This is a genomic window from Streptomyces sp. NPDC028722 (assembly GCF_040637655.1).
GTDB lineage: Bacteria > Actinomycetota > Actinomycetes > Streptomycetales > Streptomycetaceae > Streptomyces.
Genome location: NZ_JBEZWU010000008.1, coordinates 39,504 through 60,269, shown reverse-complemented (window position 1 = coordinate 60,269; position 20,766 = coordinate 39,504). Strand labels below are relative to the sequence as shown.

Annotated in this window: 13 protein-coding genes; 6 read left to right on the top strand and 7 right to left on the bottom strand. The window is 73.2% G+C overall.

The genetic code is table 11. The features are described from left to right. Nucleotides 1-14: 14 nt before the first annotated feature. Nucleotides 15-1,313, top strand: coding sequence for an extracellular solute-binding protein (locus AB0F03_RS15085; RefSeq protein ID WP_361990973.1), 1,299 nt, complete (start codon nucleotides 15-17; stop codon nucleotides 1,311-1,313). 40 nt (nucleotides 1,314-1,353) lie between these two features. Here the strand turns inward: AB0F03_RS15085 and AB0F03_RS15080 are convergent, their stop codons facing one another. From AB0F03_RS15080 to AB0F03_RS15060, 5 genes are all read right to left on the bottom strand, one after another. After that, a complete protein-coding gene (locus AB0F03_RS15080) occupies nucleotides 1,354-2,085 on the bottom strand; it encodes a YoaK family protein (RefSeq protein WP_361990970.1) in 732 nt (243 codons plus the stop codon). After that, nucleotides 2,066-2,590, bottom strand: coding sequence for a DoxX family protein (locus AB0F03_RS15075; protein ID WP_361990967.1), 525 nt, complete (start codon nucleotides 2,588-2,590; stop codon nucleotides 2,066-2,068). The genes AB0F03_RS15080 and AB0F03_RS15075 overlap by 20 nt, the downstream gene beginning before the upstream one ends. Nucleotides 2,591-2,627: 37 nt before the next feature. Then, nucleotides 2,628-3,290 carry a hydrolase gene (locus AB0F03_RS15070; RefSeq protein WP_361990965.1) on the bottom strand — a complete coding sequence of 221 codons (663 nt, stop codon included), beginning with the start codon at nucleotides 3,288-3,290 and terminating at the stop codon, nucleotides 2,628-2,630. A 129-nt stretch (nucleotides 3,291-3,419) separates the two neighbouring features. Then, on the bottom strand, nucleotides 3,420-5,297 hold the full coding sequence (locus AB0F03_RS15065; protein ID WP_361991496.1) for an amidohydrolase: 1,878 nt from the start codon (nucleotides 5,295-5,297) through the stop codon (nucleotides 3,420-3,422). A 125-nt stretch (nucleotides 5,298-5,422) separates the two neighbouring features. Then, nucleotides 5,423-6,613, bottom strand: a complete 1,191-nt coding sequence (locus tag AB0F03_RS15060; RefSeq protein WP_361990962.1) for a low temperature requirement protein A — start codon at nucleotides 6,611-6,613, stop codon at nucleotides 5,423-5,425. 567 nt (nucleotides 6,614-7,180) lie between these two features. On the opposite strand from AB0F03_RS15060, the gene AB0F03_RS15055 reads away from it, so the two are divergent. The 5 genes from AB0F03_RS15055 to AB0F03_RS15035 all read left to right on the top strand — a co-directional run bounded on the left by AB0F03_RS15055 (nucleotide 7,181) and on the right by AB0F03_RS15035 (nucleotide 14,728). Continuing rightward, nucleotides 7,181-7,756: a dienelactone hydrolase family protein gene (locus tag AB0F03_RS15055; RefSeq protein ID WP_361990959.1), complete on the top strand. Its 576-nt coding sequence runs from the start codon at nucleotides 7,181-7,183 to the stop codon at nucleotides 7,754-7,756. Nucleotides 7,757-7,967: 211 nt separating this feature from the next. Further along, nucleotides 7,968-9,413 carry an argininosuccinate synthase gene (argG, locus tag AB0F03_RS15050; protein ID WP_361990956.1) on the top strand — a complete coding sequence of 482 codons (1,446 nt, stop codon included), beginning with the start codon at nucleotides 7,968-7,970 and terminating at the stop codon, nucleotides 9,411-9,413. Nucleotides 9,414-10,274: 861 nt separating this feature from the next. Continuing rightward, nucleotides 10,275-11,030 (top strand): alpha/beta fold hydrolase, encoded by a 756-nt coding sequence (locus AB0F03_RS15045; protein ID WP_361990954.1) that lies wholly within the window; start codon nucleotides 10,275-10,277, stop codon nucleotides 11,028-11,030. A 135-nt stretch (nucleotides 11,031-11,165) separates the two neighbouring features. Next, nucleotides 11,166-12,962, top strand: a complete 1,797-nt coding sequence (locus AB0F03_RS15040; protein ID WP_361990951.1) for a non-ribosomal peptide synthetase — start codon at nucleotides 11,166-11,168, stop codon at nucleotides 12,960-12,962. Beyond that, a complete protein-coding gene (locus AB0F03_RS15035) occupies nucleotides 12,959-14,728 on the top strand; it encodes an NAD(P)/FAD-dependent oxidoreductase (protein ID WP_361990948.1) in 1,770 nt (589 codons plus the stop codon). Before AB0F03_RS15040 ends, AB0F03_RS15035 begins: the two co-directional genes overlap by 4 nt. A gap of 153 nt (nucleotides 14,729-14,881) precedes the next feature. Here AB0F03_RS15035 and AB0F03_RS15030 read toward each other — a convergent pair whose 3' ends face one another. Then, nucleotides 14,882-16,174, bottom strand: a complete 1,293-nt coding sequence (locus AB0F03_RS15030) for a cation:proton antiporter (protein WP_361990945.1) — start codon at nucleotides 16,172-16,174, stop codon at nucleotides 14,882-14,884. After that, a complete protein-coding gene (locus AB0F03_RS15025) occupies nucleotides 16,171-20,616 on the bottom strand; it encodes an amino acid adenylation domain-containing protein (protein ID WP_361990942.1) in 4,446 nt (1,481 codons plus the stop codon). The genes AB0F03_RS15030 and AB0F03_RS15025 overlap by 4 nt, the downstream gene beginning before the upstream one ends. Between the last annotated feature and the right edge of the window lie 150 nt (nucleotides 20,617-20,766).

Below are 20,766 nucleotides of genomic sequence, written 5' to 3'. Positions count from 1 at the left end.
CCGCAGGTACCCCCATGACCGGCACGCCGCGCCGCCACACCTACCCCGGGAAACGAACCACCATGATCTCCCCCGCCGTACCGCTGACCCGGCGCATGTCCCGGCTTCTCATAACCGCCGTGCTGGTCCTGGCCGGCGGCGGCTGCGCCGGCCGGGCCGCGGACCCGTCCGCCGGCGGCGAGGTCACCTCGATCACCGCGCTCGACTACTACACCGACAGCACCGAACACGCCCAGTGGAGCCGGCGGCTCGACGACTGCGGCAGGACGGCGGGCGTCACCGTCAGACACCGCAGCGTCCCGCTGCCCTCGGTGGTCCCCACGGTCCTGCGGCAGGGGGCGGCGCGGACGCTGCCCGACCTGCTGATGCTGGACAACCCCGACGTGCAGCAGATCGCCGCGACCGGCGCGCTGACGCCGCTGGACCGGTACGGCATCGACACCGGCGGCTTCTTCCCGGGCATCACGGCGGCCGGCAGCTACCGGGGCACGGTGTACGGACTGGCGCCCACCGTCAGCACGACCGCCCTGTTCTACAACAAGGACATGCTCCGCGAGGCGGGTGTCGCCGTACCCAGGACCTGGGACGAGCTGAGGACGGCCGCGGCCAGGCTGACCCGCCCCGGCCGGTACGGCATGGCGGTCTCCGCCAACGCCACCGCCGAGGGCACCTGGCAGCTGCTGCCGTTCCTGTGGTCCAACGGCGCCGACGAGCGGCGGCTGGACTCCCCGCAGGCCGCGCAGGCGCTCCAGTTCTGGGCCGACCTCGTCAGGAGCCGCTCCATGTCGAGGTCGGTCCTCAACTGGACGCAGGCCGACGTCCACGACCAGTTCGTCGCCGGCCGGGCCGCCATGATGGTCAACGGGCCCTGGCGGATCGCCGCCATGAACCGGACGGAGAAGCTGCACTGGGGCGTCGTCCCCGTCCCCGTGCGCACGGCGGGGCAGACCCTGGTGACACCGCTGGGCGGGGAGATGTGGACGGTACCGCGCAGCGGTTCCCCGGCCCGGCAGAAGAAGGCCGCCCGGGTGCTCGCCTGTCTGACCGACGACGCGCACATGCTCGCCCTGGCCCGGCAGAACTTCACCGTGCCCGCCCGGACCCGGGTGGCCGACCGGTACGCCGCGCAGGTGCCGTCGATGGCCGCGTTCGTGCACAGCGCCCGAGCCGCCCGCTCCCGTACCGGCCGGCTCGGCGTCCGCTGGCCCCGGGCGGCGACCGGGATCTACACCGCGATCCAGTCGGCGCTGACCGGCGAGGAGACCCCGCGGGAAGCCCTCCGGCAGGGGCAGCGCATCGCGACCGCGCCCTGAGGACGCCGGGGCGCCGGTCAGGGCGGGACGGGCGGGTGGGTCAGGGGCGGATCCAGCCGGCGTCCGCGGCGGACAGCCGGTGGACCGTGACGGACGTGGCCGCCAGCAGTGCCAGCGCCAGGCCCAGGGTCAGGACCAGGTGGCCGTGGCGCAGCAGCAGGGCCCCGGTCAGGGCACCGGCGAACATGGCGAGGACGGACAGGAGCCGGCGGCCGGGCCGGGGGGCCTCGCCGCCGGCCGGTGTGGAGTCCGCGGCCAGCCCGGTCAGCGTCAGGGTCAGCACGGTGGTGGTGAGGTCCGGGACGCCCAGCCGCCGGGCCACGGCGTTCTGGAGCCCCATCGCGAGCCCCAGGAACACGATGAGCGCGTACTGGACGCCGGTGGTGACCCGGCCGTCCGCGGACGCGGCGACGATGACGGCCACCGCCACGAGCACCGTCTGGGTGCCGGTGGCCGCCCGCAGCAGATGCCCCCGGTGCGCCGCGAACCGGGTGCCGAGCCGGCCTCCGGTGAGCGCGCCGAGCAGGAAGGAGGCGATGGCGGTGAGGGAGGCGAGCGCCGACAGGTTCGCCGCACCGCCGAGAGCGAAGCCCAGGAAGACGACGTTGCCGGTCATGTTGGCGACGAAGACGTGGTCGAGCGCCAGATAGCTGACGGCGTCGACCAGCCCGGTGACCAGAGTCAGGGTGAGCAGCAGTGGGGCCAGCGGCCCGTGCCGGTCACCGGCGGGCGGTACGAGCGTACGCGCGGCGTCAGTCAGCAGCTTGCGCATGGGGGACTCCTCGGGTCGGGGTCGGGGCGCGGTGCAGGACCGCCCGGGTGAGCAGGCCACTGGTCGGGCCGATCACCAGCGCCGGGAGGACGATCCACACCGGCCAGGGAGCGAGCCCGGACGCGTGGTCGAGGGACCAGCGGCCGGGCCCGGTGAGGGCGAGCGCGGCGCAGGCGGCGACGAGGACGAGCGGGTACTCGTAGCCGTCGTTCTGCACCCACAGGCCGTGGACGCGTTTGACGGTGCCCGCGACCGTCATCACGCCCATGGCGGCCATCGCCGCCAGGGGCGTGAGCAGCCCGGCGGCCAGGAACAGGCCGGCCCCGACCTGGCTGGTCCCGGCGACGACGGCGGTGAGCCGGCCGCCTCGGAACCCGTCGTGGCGGAATTCCTCGGTCCCGCCCGCCAGACCGTGGCCGCCGAGGTGGAAACTCACCTTCTGCACCCCGTGCCCGGCGATGAGCAGCCCCACCACCAGCCGGAGCACCAGCAGTCCCGTGTTCATCTTCTCCTGCCTGTTCCTGACGTGTCGGTGGTGCGGGTCAGCCGGCCGCGTGGGCGCCGATGACGGCCTGGGCGTAGACGATGCCGAGTCCGTAGGCGCCGCCGTGCTCCTTCACGACGTCCGTCACGGCCGCGTAGGTCTCCGTGCGGGCCCAGTCGCGCTGGAGCTCCAGCAGCACCTGCACCCAGGTGACCGGGACGGCGCCGGCCTGGACCACGCGCTGCACGGCGTGCTCGTGGGCCTGCGGGCTGACGCCGCCGGAGGCGTCGGTGACGACGTAGACCTCGTAGCCCTGGGCCAGCGCGGACAGGGTCGGCAGCACCACGCAGACCTCCGTCCACAGACCGGCGATGACGAGCTTGGGCCGGCCGGTGGCCCGGACGGCCTCGACGAAGGCGGCGTCCTCCCAGGCGTTCATGCTGGTGCGGTCGATGATCTCCTGGTCGGGGAAGACGTCCGCGAGCTGGGGGAGGATGGGGCCGGAGAAGGACTCGGCGGCCACGGTGCTCAGCACGACCGGGACGTCGAACGCCTTCGCGGACCTGGCCAGGCCCAGGGTGGCGTTGATGATGGCGGTACGGTCACCGCTGCCGGTGCCGAAGAACATCTGCGGCTGGTGGTCCACGAACAGCACGGCGCAGTTGTCCGGCGTGAGCAGGTCCGGGCTGGGAGCGGGCGTGACCTTGGAGATGTCGACCATGAGGGTGGGCCTTTCCGGCAGGGGACGGCACGGACCGCTGTCCGTGCCGGGGAGGGCGCCGTCCGGATGGACGACGCCGGCGGGGGGACCCGGAAGGGGCGGCTCGGGAGCCTGGCCCCTTCCGGGAGTTCAGAGGACGAAGCAGGGGTCGGAGGACAGGTCCGTGGTGTCCGCGACCAGGCCGCGCGTGACGCGCCACGCCCGGTGCTGTTCCGACGCGGCGACGGCCTCGCCGACCAGCTGGGCCTGGCGGGCACCGGCCGCGCCGGGCCGGGAGGCCTGGTAGCCGCCGTAATGGGCGACCGGGCTCCAGCCGGGGCTGACGGGCGGCAGTTCCTCGTCCAGCCCCTCGTACTCGCCGGTGGCGTACACGATCCGGCCGCCGGTGACCGTGAGGAGCGACTCGATGTGGGGGATGTCCGGCTCGGGCACGGCGAAGTAGTCCTCGGACAGCACCGCGAGGTCGGCGTAACAGCCCGGGCGCAGCACGCCCTTGACCTCTTCCTCGCCGGTCAGCGCGGCCCCGGCGCGGGTGAACATCTCCAGCGCGGTCGTGCGGTCGACCCGGTTCGCCGGCGGGCGCAGCGGCAGGTCACCGAGGCTGCGCCCGCTGACCAGCCAGTGCAGGGCGACCCACGGGTTGTAGGTGGAGACCCGGGTGGCGTCCGTGCCGGCGGCCACCGTCAGACCGCGTTCCAGCATGGCCCGGACCGGCGGGGCGTCGGCGGCGGCTCCGGGACCGTAGCGGCGCAGGAACGCCTCGCCCTGGAAGGACAGCCTGTTCTGCACGGACACCGCCCCGCCCAGGGCGGCGATGCGGTCCAGGCTCGCCGGGGACACGGTCTCCGCGTGGTCGAACAGCCACCGGTTGCCGCCCGGGAAGAGCCCCTCGGCGGCGAGTTTCTCGAAGACGGCGAGGTCGCGGCGGATCGTCTCGTCGTACGTGGCGTGCAGCCGGAAACCCCACCCGTGCTCCAGGAGAAGACGCACCGCCTTCTCGAACTCCGTCTCGTAGTCGGAGGCGAGTTCCGGGCGGGGCTGGGCGAAGTTCTCGAAGTCGGCCGCCGCCCAGGTCAGGTTCTCCCCGGCACCGTTCAGCCGCAGCCACGCGTCACCCTCCCCGGGACGGACCGAGTCCGTCCAGCGGGTCAGGTCGGCCAGCTCCTGCCCGGCCGTCTGCGGGAAGAGGTGGTAGGCGATCCGCAGCGACAGCTGCCCGGCCTCGGCGAGTTCGACGACGGTGGCGTAGTTCTCGGGGAAGCTCTGGAAACCGCCCGCCGCGTCGATGGCCGACGTCAGCCCGAACCGGTTCAGTTCCCGCAGGAAGTGCCGGGTGGAGGTCTTCCGGTCCGCGTCCGGGAGGACGGGCGCCTTCGCCAGGGTGGAGTACAGCACCAGGGCGCTGGGCGCGGCCAGCAGCATGCCCGTGGGTTCTCCGTCCCGGCCGCGCACGATCTGGCCGCCCCGGGGGTCGGGCGTGTCCCTGCCGTACCCGGCGGCCTTGAGCGCCGCCCGGTTCAGTACGGCCGCCTGGTACAGGTGCAGGACGAAAACGGGGGTGTCGGGGGCCGCCGCGTTCAGCTCCGCCACGGTCGGCAGCCGGCGCTCGGCGAACTGCTCGGCCGACCAGCCGCCCACCACCCGCACCCACTGCCCCTTGGGCGTGCGCGCCGCCTGCTCCCGCAGCATCCGCAGCCCCTGGCGCAACGTCGGGACACCGTCCCAGCGCAGCTCCAGGACGTAGTTCAGGCCGCCGCGGATCACATGCAGATGAGCGTCGTTGAGCCCCGGTACCACCCGCCGGCCGAGCGCGTCGACCACCCTCGTGGCCGCCCCGACGTGCGGGGCGACGTCGTGGTCGTCCCCGACGACCGTGATGACACCGTCCCGCACGGCGATCGCCTCGGCCCGCGGCCGGCCACGGTCGCCGGTGTGGACCTTCGCGTTGCGGACGACCAGGTCCGCGGCATCCTCGGTGGCCTGCGGAACCAGCCCGCCGACCGGCATCGATGGCACCCGGAATCCCCCTCCTGAACTAGCGGCATGCGCGCGTCACGGCATGTCACGGCACGGACCGGCCGACGCGTCGTGTCCCCGCACGTCAGCGCGGTCGCGTCGGCCTCGCCCTCACGCTAGGCACCGCCGGCGCGGCGCCCTTCCTCTGCGCGTACCTCCACTGGTCTCCCCGTGCACGCAGCCCGGTCGGCCCGGGTGACCACGACGACGAGGGCCGCGCACAGCAGGCCGGCGACGAGCGCGGGCGCCGGCGCGAAGGCGGCCGCCGGCACCGCGACGGCGACGGCGGGGAACGCGAACCGCTCGACACCGCCCCGCCGGTGGGGGCGTACGTGCACGGCCCACACCGTGAACAGGAACACCGCCACCGGCACGGTGACCGCGGCACGCGCGGCCAGGGGCACCGCGCCGCCGTGACGCTGGGTCAGCACGGCGTACGCGGCCAGGCCGGCCCCCTCGGCCGCGGCCGCGGCGAAGACCGGGAGGTGGCCGTACGCCCAGACGAACCTCCTGCGCGCCGCCCGGTGCGTCGTGGCGAGGATCGTGTGGGCGGGCCGGGCGAAGTACAGCCACCACATGGCGAAGACCATGAGCAGGCCGCCCGCCGCCAGCAGGTACAGCGCGCCGGGGTCGCGGTGCCGGCCGAGCGCGTCACGGACCGCGCCGGCGGCGGCGGCCACGGACTCGCCGAGAACGATGAGGACGAACGACTCGTAGCGCTCCGCGATGTGACGCGGATGCCACGGGGTGGTCCCCGCCGACTGCGCCCACACCGGGACCGCCAGCTCACATGCGATCATCACGAGGATCGCCGGCAACCGCGTCTGCGCCGGGAGGAACAGCAGCCCGATCCATCCCAGTTGGCAGAGCGTCACCCCGGCGGCGAAGCGCAGCGCGGTCCGGCGCCGGGCCGGGTCCGACCGTGCGGCCCGCAGCCACAGGGCGGCCAGGGTCGTCCGCAGGACCGCGTACCCCAGGGTGATGATCCGCAGGTCACCGTCCTGGAAGGCCTGGGCCACCCCGGCCGCCAGTACGAGCGAACCGGTGATCTGCGCGAGCACGGTCAGCCGGTACGGCACGTCGTCCGGGTCGTAGGCGGAGGCGAACCAGGTCAGGTTCATCCACGCCCACCAGATCGTGAAGAAGACCAGCGCGAAACGCAGGGCACCGGAACCGGCGTGCCCGCCGGCCACCGCGGCGCTCAGGCCCCGGGAGGCCTCCGCCACGGCGATGACGAAGCACAGGTCGAAGAGGAGCTCCAGGGACGTGGCCGTCCGGTGCGGTTCCCCGGGATCACGGCCCCGCATGGTCCCTCCGGGACGCAGCCGCCCCACGACGCCGCGCGGTGAACGCCCTGTGGAACGGCGGCCCATGACACCGGGAACGACCGCGCCGGTCCGTTCGCCCACTGTTCTTCCTCTCCTCGCGCCCGTCGGCCCGGGCAGCCGTTGCGAGCGTGGAGGGGTCCGGGCGGCCGGCTGTGCCCGCCGGCGCACCAGAAGTTGTCCCTGCGCGCACACCGCTTGCCGGGCGGCTCGGGCGGCTCCGACGGGGCGCGGGAGGCGGGAGGCCGCTGGGGCGGACCGGGCTCCGGTGGTCCCGTCCGGGAGCCGACCTGGCGTGACGCCGCCCGCGATGGTGAACAGCCCCCCCGGGCCCCGGTCCGGGGGCGGGGTGCCCTTACCTGCCGGGGCGAACAGCGGTGCCATCCGACGGACGTCGCCGGGACGGTGCCCTGACCCGCCGAGGCGAACGGAGCGGTGCCCGGGGGACGCCGCGTACGCCCCCGGTGTCCCCGCTCCGCGCAGTGGTCCGGCGCCGCCGCGGCAGGCGGTCACGGTGGCCCGGGGCCCGCCGTACGGCACGATGGCGCCATGGTGCACGTCGCGCTGTTCCACTCGGTCCTCGGTCTGCGCCCGGCCGACCTGCTCGCCGCCGAGCGGCTGCGCCGTGCCGGGCACGAGGTCGTCACGCCCGACCTCTTCGGCGGCGAGACCGCGGCCACCCTCGGCCAGGGGTTCCGGCTGCTCGACCGGGTCGGCTGGGCAACGGTGGCCCGGCGCGCCCGGCAGTCCCTCGCCGGCATGCCGGACGACACGGTGCTCGCCGGTGTCTCCATGGGCGCAGGCGTGGTCGGCGAGGTCTGGCCCGAACGTCCCGCTGCCGCCGGCGTCCTTCTCCTGCACGCCACCGCCGACCTTCCGGCGTCCGCCCGGCCGGGTCTCCGGGTACAGCTGCACGCCGCCGAACCGGACGACTTCGCACCGTCCGAGCAAGTCGCCGCACTGTCCCGGGCGGCCCAGGAGAGGGGCGTCGACCTGAAGATCTTCCGCTACCCCGGCGCCGGCCACTGCTACACCGACCCCGGCCTCCCCGACCACGACCCGGCCGCGGCCGAGCTGACCTGGCGCCGGGTCCTGGACTTCCTCGCCCGCAGGCCCACTCCCTAGGGTCTTTCGTTGGGATCGGGCCGGATCGGGGAGCGGCATCCGGTGCCGTGCGTCGGAAGGCGGAGGAGGGCGTCATGGCGACCGACGACGCCTTGCCGGCCGGCACCGAGCGCGACTGTTCGCCTCCTATGCGTGCATAACCGGCACACGTGCGCCGAGTATCACCCCCCAGGGGTCTGCATGATGATGTGGAATCTTGCATACTCTTCCTATGTCCAAGGTCCTCACTTCCCTTCCGGTCGGCGAGCGCGTCGGCATTGCCTTCTCCGGCGGTCTCGACACGTCGGTCGCCGTCGCATGGATGCGCGACAAGGGCGCCATCCCGTGCACCTACACCGCCGACATCGGCCAGTACGACGAGCCCGACATCGCCTCGGTGCCCGGCCGTGCGACCAGCTACGGCGCCGAGGTGGCCCGCCTGGTCGACTGTCGGGCGGCCCTCGTCGAGGAGGGCCTGGCCGCTCTGGCCTGCGGCGCGTTCCACATCCGCTCGGGCGGGCGCGTCTACTTCAACACCACGCCCCTCGGCCGCGCCGTCACCGGCACCCTGCTGGTGCGGGCCATGCTCGAGGACGACGTGCAGATCTGGGGCGACGGCTCCACCTTCAAGGGCAACGACATCGAGCGGTTCTACCGCTACGGTCTGCTCGCCAACCCGCACCTGCGGATCTACAAGCCCTGGCTGGACTCCGGCTTCGTGACCGAGCTGGGCGGCCGCAAGGAGATGTCCGAGTGGCTGCTCGCGCACGGGTTGCCGTACCGCGACAGCACGGAGAAGGCGTACTCCACCGACGCCAACATCTGGGGCGCCACCCACGAGGCGAAGACCCTGGAGCACCTGGACACCGGCATCGAGACCGTCGAGCCGATCATGGGTGTCCGGCACTGGGACCCCGAGGTCGAGATCGCCCCCGAGGACGTGACCATCGGCTTCGACCAGGGCCGCCCGGTGACCGTCAACGGCAAGGAGTTCGCCTCGCCGGTCGAACTGGTCATGGAGGTCAACGCCATCGGAGGCCGCCACGGCCTCGGCATGTCGGACCAGATCGAGAACCGGATCATCGAGGCCAAGAGCCGCGGCATCTACGAGGCGCCCGGCATGGCCCTGCTGCACATCGCCTACGAGCGCCTGGTCAACGCGATCCACAACGAGGACACCGTCGCCCAGTACCACAACGAGGGCCGCCGCCTCGGCCGGCTGCTCTACGAGGGCCGCTGGCTGGACCCGCAGGCGCTGATGGTGCGTGAGTCGCTGCAACGCTGGGTCGGCGCCGCCGTCACCGGCGAGGTGACCCTGCGGCTGCGGCGCGGCGAGGACTACTCGCTCCTCGACACCACAGGCCCGGCGTTCAGCTACCACCCGGACAAGCTGTCCATGGAGCGCACCGAGGACTCCGCGTTCGGCCCCTCCGACCGCATCGGCCAGCTCACCATGCGCAACCTCGACATCGCCGACTCCCGCGCGCGCCTGGAGCAGTACGCGGGACTCGGCCTGATCGGCGCCGGTCATCCCGCCATCGGCGCCGCCCAGGCGGCCGCGACCGGCCTGATCGGCAGCATGCCGGAGGGTGGCGCCGAGGTCATCGCCTCCCGGGGCGAGGCCGCCGCCGGTGACGAGATGCTGGACCGCGCCGCGATGGAGTCGGGCGCCGACTGACCGGCCGCCGATCGCACACCCCCGCGCAGCGGGCCCCGGCGGTGCCGCACCGCCGGGGCCCGCTGCCGTCCGCCCGCCGGAACCGTGCCCGACAGAACCGGGAGCCCGGCCGGTACGGGGCCGGGCCGCCGCGGACTGCCCGGCCGCCGTACCGCCGTGAACGCGCACCGGACGCGGGTCCTTCCCCCCACTCCGGTGCCACCCACGCGCTGCCTGCATCCCGTTCTAGCGCCCCCCCACGCCCCGTTTGCCTCGCCCTCCGGCGCCGCCCAAGCGCTGCCTTTCGCCCCGCCGCGCGCCGCGCACACCCCGTCCGCCCCCACCCGCGCGCGTCCTTCCGCTCCGCTCCCGCACCGCGCGCACGCCGCGTACGCGCCGCTCACAAGGTCTGTCGCACCGACGGCGATCCCGCGCCACCGTGGCGCAAAATAGTCAGGTCCATGATCGGTGGACTGTGATAGACATGGAAGCCACAAGGCGGGGCTCACTCACACACGTCACCAGGCGGTACGCCGCCACCGCACGCCAGTGCACACATCCCCCGGGACCGGGCCGCGTACCGCAACGACCCCACGTCACCGTCGTATCGGCCGGGCCGGGACAGGCCGGGCCGCGGACCCGGGCACCACGCCAGCCCCGTCCACCTCTCAAGGGAGCGCCGTGCCAGCACACCAGACGCCCACTGCCGCACCACGGGTACGTGAGGTCATGGCTGCTGGCACCAGACGCCGCCGGACGCCACCCCGGAGGCCGTGACCCGCAGGCCGCCGTGCCCGGCACCCGCCGGCCGGCACGCGCCTCGTCACGAACCGGACGCCTCTCACGCAGTACTCGTCGTGGATCCCCTTGGGTGGTGTGCACATGCAGAACAATTCCGGTCCCAGCGGCGTGTCCCTGCACCGCTTCGGTCCGCCGGGCGAGGCGGGAGACCCGGCCCACCGCGCCCGCCTCGTCTGCTTCCCGCACGCCGGGGGAGGGGCGACGGCCTACGCCTCCTGGCGGCGCGCACTACCCGACCGGATCGACCTCTACGCCCATGTCCCGCCCGGACGGGAGGCGCGCGGGCGGGAGGCCCTGCTGGACTCCGTGCCCGACCTCGTCGCGGACGTCCTGCCGGACGTCCTGACGCTCCCGCAGCCACTGGTCCTGGCCGGACACAGCTTCGGTGCGTGCCTGGCCTACGCGTTGACGCTCCGGCTGACCGAACTGGGGCGCCCGCCGGCCCACCTCGTCGTGCTGGCGGCCGGAGCACCCGGACCGGCGACACCCCGGGCCCCCGGGGACGACCACGAGATCGAGCTGCTCTGGAAGCGTCTCGGCGCGAACCCCGCGGGGCTCGACCGCCCCGCGTTCCGGGAGCGGTTCTTCCCCGTGCTGCGCGCGGACCTCACCGCGCACGCCTCCTTCCGCCCGCCGCTCGACGGACCACACCTGACCACACCCGTCACCGCGCTGTACGGGGACGAGGATCCCGACGTGACGGCCGACGTGGCGGCCACCTGGCGCGCGCTGTGCGCCGGCCCCTTCCGGCTCGCGGCGGTACCGGGCGGGCACTTCTTCCCGCAGAACTCGCCGACCGCGACGATCGGCGCGCTCGCCCGCGCGCTCGATGCCTAGTTCGGTCGTCCGGGGAATGGCCCGGTTTATCCACCCGGGCCGCACGCAATGCAGAGAAGTCCCCCTTGAGTGTTCGATTGACGACGGATAAGCTGCGGAGGTCGAGGATTCACGGTATTCGCACAGGGGGAACATGTGGCGATAGCACCCGACAAACCGGGGACCCTGCACCAGTTTTTCGAGGAAAGCGTCCGAAGAGCTCCCGATAATATCGCTCTGGAGTACGAGGGCGAATGCATCAGCTACGGCGAACTGAACCGCAGAGCCAACAAGCTGGCGCACTACCTGCGCGACACCGCCGGAGTCGTCCCGGACGACCGGGTGGCCATTCTCGTACGGCATCCGCCGAGCGTGGTCATCGGCATGCTCGCCGCACTCAAGGCCGGTGGTGCCTATGTCGCGCTGGACCCGGACAACCCGCCGGCCGTGACGCACCGCATCATCGAGAACACGGCGCCCCGGGCGCTGCTCGTCGAGTCCTCCGCCGCGGCCGGTGCCGCGTTCTTCAGCGGCGCGCTCTTCGTGACGGACGTGATGAGCGCCACCCTCGACACCCCGGACACCGATCCGGAGCCGCTGTCGACGCCCACGGACCTCGCCTATGTGATCCACACCTCGGGCACCACAGGGGCACCCAAGGCGACAGCGGTCGAGCACCACGCCATCGTCAAGACGCTGACCTGGCGCAACTCCTACTACGGGTTCGGCCCGGACGACACGACGCTCGCCATGCCGCGGCCCTCGTTCGACAGCTCCGTGGCCGACACCTTCTGTGCCCTCACCTCCGGAGCGCGACTCCTGCTGCCCGCCCGGGACCGCATCACGGACCGGCGCTACCTCACCGGCCTGATGGAGCGGCGGGAGGTCTCGCACTTCCTCATCACCCCGGCGCTCTACAGCCGTCTCCTCGCCGGCATGGACGCACAATCGACCAAGGCGCTGCGAAGTATCACGATCGCCGGGGAATGGTTCACCTCCAGCCTGGTCCGTGACCATTTCTCCAGACTTCCCGACGTGAAACTCCTCAATGAATACGGCCCCTCCGAGAATTCCGTGTGCTCCACGGTCCACTCCCTCGGCGCCTCGGATCCGCACGTGCTCATCGGGAAGCCCATCGACCACACCGAGGCTTTCGTGGTGGGCGAGGACGGCGAACCGGTGGAACCAGGCGGCACGGGCGAGCTGTATCTTGCCGGGGCCCGTCTGGCCCGGGGATATCTCGGTAATCCGGAACTGACCGAGGGAAGCTTCTTCGTGCCCTCGTCGCCGTATTTCGGCGGAAAGCGGGTCTACCGGACCGGTGACATCGTCCGGGTGCACGAGGACGGCAATCTCCAGTTCGTGGAGCGCCGGGACCAGCAGGTGAAGATCCGGGGCCGGCGCGTCGACCTGGGTGACGTGGCCGAGACCCTCACGAAGGACGACTCGGTCGACCATGTCGTCCTCCTGCGCCGCGACGTCACCTCCGCGACGCCCCGTCTGGTCGCCTTCGTCGTCGGTCCCACGGCGAGCGACGTCGAACGGCTCCGGGCGGCGGCGCAGGAGAGCCTGCCGGACTACATGGTCCCGTCGGCGATCATCCCGATCGACACCGTGCCCGTCACCGCGCACGGCAAGGTGGACGAAGCGGCCCTCGCCGCGCTGTACTCCGACGCGACCTCCCCGGCGGGCCCGGCGCCCCAGCCGGCGTCACCGGTCGAGTCCGCACTCCTCGGGATCTGGCGGAAGATCTTCGCACCCCTCGGAGTGGGCCTGGACGACGACTTCTTCGAACTCGGCGGCGACTCCCTCAGCGTGATGGACCTGGTCGCCGACGTGGAGGAGAGCCTCGGGGTCCAGCTGGACAACTCGGATCCCTACACGGGCAGAACCATTCGGAGCCTGGCTCTCATGATCGAGAACCGGCAGAGCAGCGAGGTGGGTAAACCTTGAGCGGACAGGGCGGTACTGATTCCATGGTCACGGAGTTCACGGGCGTCGACCACGACGTGGTCATCGCGGGCGGTGGCCTGGCCGGGCTCTGCCTCGCCAAGCAGCTCAAGGACGCCTATCCCTCGCTCAGCGTCCTGGTGTGCGAGCGCGAGCGTTCCCCCATTCCGCTGTCCGCGTTCAAGGTCGGCGAATCGACGGTCGAGGTGGGCGCGCACTACTTCGCCGCGGTCGTCGGCATCCGGGACTACCTCGAGGAACACCAGCTGGAGAAGCTGGGGCTGCGCTACTTCTACGGCGACCGCCCCGACTTCCACCTGGAGTCCGAGTTCGGCGTCAACCGGTTCCTGCCGGCGAAGTCCTACCAGCTGAACCGGGGCTCCCTGGAGGAGCACCTGCGGGTGGTGGCGGCCGGCGCCGGGGCCGAACTCACCCAGGGCGTACGCGTCCTGGACATCGAGCTGGGCGAGCAGGACGCACCGCACCGGGTGACGTTCCAGAGCGACGACGAGGACAACCCGGAGACGACCACCGTCACCTGCCGCTGGGTCGTTGACGCCACCGGCCGGCACCGGCTCCTCCAGCGCAAGCTCGGGCTCACCAAGCGGTATCCCAAGCCGCACAACTCCGTCTGGTTCCGGCTCGAAGGACGCCTGGACACCGACGAGCTGGTGGCGCCGGACAAGACGGCCTGGCACGACCGCGCGGACGAACCCCGGTGGCATTCCACCAACCACTTCATGTTCGAGGGCGGCTGGGTGTGGGCCATCCCGCTGGCCCCGGACCACACCAGCGTCGGCATCGTCGTGAGCGACGAACTCCATCCGGTCACCAAGTACAACCGGATCGAGAAGGCCATCGACTTCGTGGTCGACCGCGTCCCCGGCTTCGACCCGGCCATCCGCGAACTGCCGGTGCTCGACTTCCGGGTCCTGAAGAACTACAGCCACTCCTCCCACCAGGTCTTCTCCCAGGACCGCTGGGCGTGCGTCGGCGACGCCGCGGTCTTCGCGGACCCCTACTACTCGGTGGGCTCGAACCTGATCGGCTACGCCAACGGATTCGTCACCGAGATGATCGGCCGGGACCGGGCGGGGTCCTTCCAGGCGGACTTCGTCCGCTACGCCAACCGGTGGTTCCTGTCCCTGGCCGAGGGACTCACCCAGAACATCCAGGGCTCGTACGCCTTCCACGACAACCCGGTGATCATGTCCCTGAAGACGATCTGGGACTACTACGTGGGGTGGGCGTTCTCCGACCCGCAGTTCTACGGCAAGACGTACCTGGACGAGTCCGCGAGTACGACACTCAGCGCGCTCGGCGCCCCCGTGGTGGCGACCCAGGGTGCCGTCATGAACCTGCTCAAGGCCTGGTCGGGCAGCTACCGGGGTGTCTTCGAGTTCGACTACATCGACTACTTCGACGACCTGCCGACCCTCGCCCGCCTCTTCGTGCAGAACCTGCCCGCCGACGACGACGAGACCCCGGCCTTCGGCCAGGTGCTGGTGAGCATCCGCGACGGCATCGACCGCATCGAGGAACTGGCCCACGTCCTGTTCTACCTGGCCCTGGAGGACACGCTGCCCGAGCACCTCGACACCGTCCGCTCCCGCGGCTGGCTGAACGTCTCGGCACTGAGCCTGGACCCGGACCGCTGGGAGAAGGACGGCCTGTTCACACCGAAGAGCCGGCCCCGGCTGGACGAGGTCAAGAAGCTCGACGAGGAACTGCGCCGGCTGTACCGGGTCTCGTCGCCCGTCCAGCAGTAGGCCGCCGGACACCGAGCAGCGGGTTCACCTCCCCGAGGTGAACCCGCTGTTCTCATGCGGTGCACAGGGGGCACGCCGCCCGCCGCTCACGGACACGGGTGCCGGCGATCCGGACCCTGACCCGGACCGTGGCACCCGTACCGCGGGCATCCGTCAGTGGCCGCCGGGCGCCGCCGCCGACACCGGACCGGCCGAGGAGCGCGGGTCGGCGTCCGCCGCCGGCAGACGGCGGCACAGCATCAGCAGCGGCTGCGTCAGCAGCGTGGTCGCGATCGCCATCAGCACGAACACGGTGTAGAGCGGCCCGCTCAACAGCCCCGCCTCAAGACCGGCGTTGAGAGCGATCAGCTCCGTGAGACCACGGGTGCTGAGCAGCACCCCGATCGTCAGCGACGTACGGTTGTCCAGCCGGCAGGCACGCGCCGCCAGCGCCCCGGAACCCACCTTGGCGACGACGGCGAGCACCGTGACCACCGCCAGCACGGCCACCGCGGTGCCGCCCAGCGCGCCGACGGCGACACTGCGGCCCGACACCACGAAGAAGAACGGCAGCAGCAGCGAGCCCACGCTGTCCAGCGAGCGCACCAGCTCCGGGTCCAGGGTGCCGTCCGGCTCCCGCGGTGTGACCACCCCGGCGAGCAGCGCCCCGAAGATGACGTGCAGGCCGAGCGCGCTGGTCGCCCACGCGGCCGTGAAAGCGAACCCGATCAGCAGCGCCAGCCGGGGCTGCGCGGAGACACCGGGGAAACGGTGGAACCGCTTCAGGAGCAGCCGCGCGGGCCAGACCATGACGGCGACGAAGACCACGAGCAGGAGCAGGCGTACCGGCAGGGACATCCCGGATCCGCCGCCCTTGCCCTGCATGAGGGTGCCGAGCAGGACCGTCCAGCCGACGATGTCGATCAGGCCGGCGGCCGACACGGCGATGACGCCGGGAACCGTCCCGGCCAGCCCGTTCTCCCGCACGACGACGACCAGCACCGGTACGGCCGTGATCGACAGCGCGACGGCCAGGAAGAGGACCGAACTCGCCGACATGTGGTGCGGGACGCCCAGCTTCTCCAGCGTGCCGTGGAACAGCAGCGTGGCGCCCGCGCCCACCGCCATCGGTACGGCGAACGCCGCGGCGGCGACCGTCAGTGTGGTCCGCGACCTGCCGCGCAACAGGCTCAGGTCGAGTTCGTACCCGACGACGTACAGGAACAGCACCAGCGAGACCTGGCTCAGCCCGGTCAGCATCGGCGCTATGGCCTGCGGAAACAGCGTGTCCCCGACGGAATCGGGGAGTTGGGACAGCAGGCTGGGGCCGAGGGCGATGCCGGCGATCAGCTGGCCCACGATGGTGGGCTGGCCGCATCTGCGGGACACCCACCCGCCCGCGTGGGCGGCCAGCAGGATCACCGCCGACGCTCCTATGAGATGGGTGACGGCCAGGTCAGGACTCACGGATTTCCCCCGTTGTCGGCGCCGTGCGGCACGGATGCGGCAGGCGCGGTGATGCCGTCCGGGAACGGTTCCCGGGGCTGGGCGAAGCAACTCAGTGCCTGGTCGAGGCCCTGGCGCAGTGCTTGGGCCGTGCGCTGCCCGGCCCCCTGCGGGTCCGCCTCCAGCCGCAGCAGCCGCCGACCGGTCCGGGGCGCCGCGAGCAGGGTCACGCTCAGCGGCACCCGGCCGGCCGGCGGGGCGACGGCCTCCGAGGCGACCAGCACCATGGGCAGGCCGTGGGCCGGGGCCGCCGTGCGGACCGCCCGGTCCACCGCCACGACCAGGTCGGCGGGGGTGGTCGCGACGGCCACGTCCACCGGGCAGCGGACACGCGCCGCCGCCCGCTGCACCTGAAGCTCGCCCGGTCCGTCGCAGCCGGCGGTCAGCAGCGCCACCGCGGAGGTCAGTACCACGAGTTCCTCGGCCGCCCGCCCGCCACTGACGCGGGCCAGGGCCCGTACGGCGTTCTCCGACAGGGCGAGGTCGGTCGTGGTGCGCGCCGGTCCACCGGTGGCACCGGCCGCCGGGGCGGGCAGTCCGGCCAGCGGCGCGCCGGGGTCGTCCAGGACGGCCCACAGGACCTCCCGCAGTTGCTCGCCGATGCGCGCGGCGCTGTGCGCCGTGAACCGGTCGAGGCGGTGGCCGACCCGGATCTCCGCGGGCCGGGCGGTGCCCGGCTCCGGCAGCTGGAAACCGAACGACAGGTCGAAGTCACCGACCTGCGGCGGCTCGTCCAGATGCCGGGCCGTCCGCCGGCCGGTGCCCTCGCCGGCCGTGACGGCCGGCGACATCACCGTCTCCACCAGCACGTCGAACAGCGGGTTGCGGCCCGCCGTCCGCGGCAGCGCGAGATCCTCCACGATCCGGTCGAACGGGTACTCCTCGTGCTCCTGGACGTCCAGGGCCGTCCGGCGGACCCGGTCCAGCAGGGCGGTGAAGGAGTCCGCCGGGTCCAGCGCGGTGCGCAGGACGACCGTGTTGGCGAACAGGCCGACCTCCTCCGCCAGTCCGGGCGCCGAACGGCCGGCCACCACCGTGCCGAGCGGCAGGTCCGCGAGGCCCGTCAGCCGGTGCAGCAGCACGCGGGCGGCCGCCACGCACACCATGAACGGCGTGGCCGAGGCCCGTACGGCCACCGCGCGCAGCCGGCCGGTCAGTTCCTCGTCCAGCAGCACCCGGGCCTGCCCGCCCGCGCTGTCGCGGACGGCGCCCGGCGTGTGGTCGGCGGGCAGCGGGGGGAGCGGCGGGAGATCGCCGAGCGTCCGCCGCCAGTACGCCGAGTGCGCCGCCCCGTTCCGCGCGGCCAGCCGGTCCGCCAGCGCCCGCGTGTGCGCACGGTAGCCCGGCAGCGGGGGCAGCGCGACGGCCCGTCCCGCCTCGGCGGCGCCGGCCGCCGTGAGCAGATCGCGCAGCAGCACGGTGTACGACCAGCCGTCGTTCACGCAGTGGTGGACGTTGAACAGCAGCACGGGCCGGTGGCCCTCGGCGCTCAGGTACCTCAGCCGGAACAGCGGGCCCGTGGCCAGGTCGAAGCGCCACCTGGCCTCCTCGTCCCGCGCCCGGGCGAGGGCGGCCTCGAAGTACTCGGGCGCGACCGGCTGGACCAGCGGAGCGGGGTCCAGGTCACCGGCGTCGTGCACGACCTGCCGCAGTTCCGCGCCCGAACCGTCCGAGGGCAGGTCGAAGGTGGTGCGCAGCGACTCGTGCCGGGCCACCACCGCGCGCAGCCCGGCGCGCAGCGCCTCCCCGGACAGGGGACGGTCCAGCTCGTACGCCTCCACCATGTTGTGGGCACGCCACTCGCCCTCGTCCAGCGCCTCCAGCAGCCACATGCGCCGCTGCGCGTTGCTCGCCTCGATCGTGGCCGGCAGCGGTTCCGCGGGCGCCGCCGGCACAGGAGCGGCGGCGGGCGCGGTGGCCTGCGCGGTGGCGGCCGGCCGTGCCTCGTCCAGGCCCTTCCGTACGGCCTCGGCCAGCGCCCCGGGGGTCCGCGCGGTGAAGATCTGCCGTACGGCGACCCCGCACTCCGGTTCCGCGGCGCACAGGGCGCTGACCAGCTGGGCGGCGGTGAGACTGTGGCCGCCGGCCTCGAAGAAGTCCTCGTCGGCGGAGCGGGGCGGCTGCCCGAACACGCTCTCCCAGGCGTCGGCGACCGTCCGGGAGGCGTCGTCGTACGTCGCCCAGACCTCCGTGGCCCGGGGATCGGGCGAGGCCGCGAGCGCGGTCCGGTCGATCTTGCCGTGCGGTGTGCGGGGGAGTGCGGGCAACTGGGTGAGGAGGCGGGGCACCATGTGCGCGGGCAGTCCCTCGGCCAGCCGGGAGCGTACGACGGCCGGTTCGACCGCGGTGTCGGCCGTGTACCAGGCGGCCAGCGTCACCGAGTCTGCCCCGGCCGACCGGGGCAGCACCACCGCCTCCCGCACCCCGGCCAGCCGCACCAGCGCCTGCTCCACCTCGCCCGGCTCCACCCGCTGGCCGTGCAGCTGGACCTGGCTGTCGATCCGGCCCAGGAAGTCCAGCGTGCCGTCGGCGTTCCAGCGGGCGAGGTCGCCCGTGCGGAAGCTGTGACCGGCGTCGCCGGCCGGGCACGGGACGAAGCGCTCCGCCGTGGCCTCCGGCGCGTCGAGATAGCCGGCCGCCACACCGGGGCCGGCGACATAGATCTCCCCGGGGACGCCGACGGGCGCCGGCATGCCCCACTCCGTCACCAGCAGCACGCCGAAGCCCGGGGAGGGGGAGCCGATGGGCACCGACATCAGCTCGGCGGCCCGGTCGCCGGGGCACACGTACGACGCGCACTCCACGGTCGCCTCGCACGGGCCGTAGAGGTTGACCAGCGTGCCGATGCGCAGCCGGCCTGCGGTGCGGGCCATCAGTCCGCGCGGCACGGCGTCACCGCCGAGGATCAGGTGGGACAGGGGCAGCCCGGCCGTCGGCGGGAGGGCCTCCAGCATGGCCGACAGCAGGCCCGGAACGCAGTTGAGAAGACTGACCCGTTCGGCCCGGACGCGCTCCCAGAAGGTGACCGGGTCCAGTTCGTCGGGTGCTCCCATGGCGATCAGGGTGCCGCCGACGCCGAGCGTCACGAAGATCTGGTACGCCGTGGCGTCCGAGGTGAGCGCGGACAGCAGGGCGGTACGGACGCCGACGTCGATGCCGAGCTGCGCCGCGGAGGTGACCACCTTGTGGCGCAGTTGGTCGTGCCGGATGCTCACCGGGCGCGGCAGCCCGGTGGACCCCGAGGTGAAGAACACCACGGCCTCGTCGCCGGGCCGTACCCGCGGTGCGGGTGGCGGGGCGGCCGCGACGTCCGGCAGGTCACCGAGGACCCGGACCGAGGGCACGGCCGGCAGGGCGCAGTCGGCGGGCGGCCGGTCACCGATCAGGAGCTTGGCCTCGCTCAGCCGCAGGAGATGGCTGATGCGCTGTTCCGGATGGCCGGGGTCGACGGGCACATAGGCGGCGCCCGCCCGCAGGACGGCCAGCACGGCCACGACCAGGCCCGCGCCGCGCGGCAGCAGTACGGCGACCCGGTCGCCGGGACCGACCCCGTGCTCGGCGCGCAGTTCACCGGCCAGGAGCGCCGCCCGCCGCATCAGATCGTCGTACGTCAGACGGGTGGCGCCGTCGACGACGGCGGTCCGGTCCCCGCTCCGCGCGGCCGTCGCGTCGACCAGGTCGAGGAGCGACAGGGCGGGGAAGGCGGCCGGCAGCGGCAGTCCGCTCCAGCGCTCCAGCTCGGCGCGCTGGTCCGCGCCGAGCACATCCACCTGCCCGGCGGGGCGCCGCGGATCGCGACCGAGGTCGGTCAGCGCGGCGGCGACGCACCGGGGCAGCCCGGCCGCGGCCACCGGCATCCGCCCGTGCGCGGACACGGCCTCCACGCGCAGGGTGCCGTCCTCCTCGAGCCGCCCGCGCACCTCGACCCCGGCGCGCGCGGGCCCGGCGGACTCCCCCGACGCCTGCCACCGTACGGCGAGTTGGGACAGGGCGTCGCTCTCCGCCGCACCCGCCGCCTCGAGTTGCGCGGCCAGCGCGCCACGGTGCCGCCAGGCGAACGGGGTCGCGGCGAGCAGGTCGGCGTGGGCGGAGGTGAGGAACTCGGTCATCGGCGTCGTCGGGCCGAGCGGTGTCCGCAGGGCGAGTTCGGCGTCCGGGTCGGCCGGTGAGGCACAGAGCACGGCCAGGTCCCCGGCCGCTCCGAAGGCGGTCAGGCACAGCCGTGTGGCGGCGAGCAGCAGCAGGTGCAGGCCGACCGGGTCGTCGCCCGCGATGCGCCGCAGCGCCGCGGCCGGCCCGGCCGGCACGAACGCGGCCTCCGGTACCGGCGCCGTCGCGCCGCCCGGCTCCAGCAGGGGTTCCCGCCGGATGCCCTGGAGCATCGCGAGCCAGTGGGCGCGCACCGCCGCGGAGTCTTTTTCCGCCGTGTGGCCGGAAACAGCGGTCCCGGGCGAGGAGTGCGTCGGTCCAGGGGTAGGGTCGGGGCCTTTCGGCAACGGTGGCTCCTCGGCTTGGAAAGGACAGGGGAAGATGCGTGTCAGGAAATCGAACCG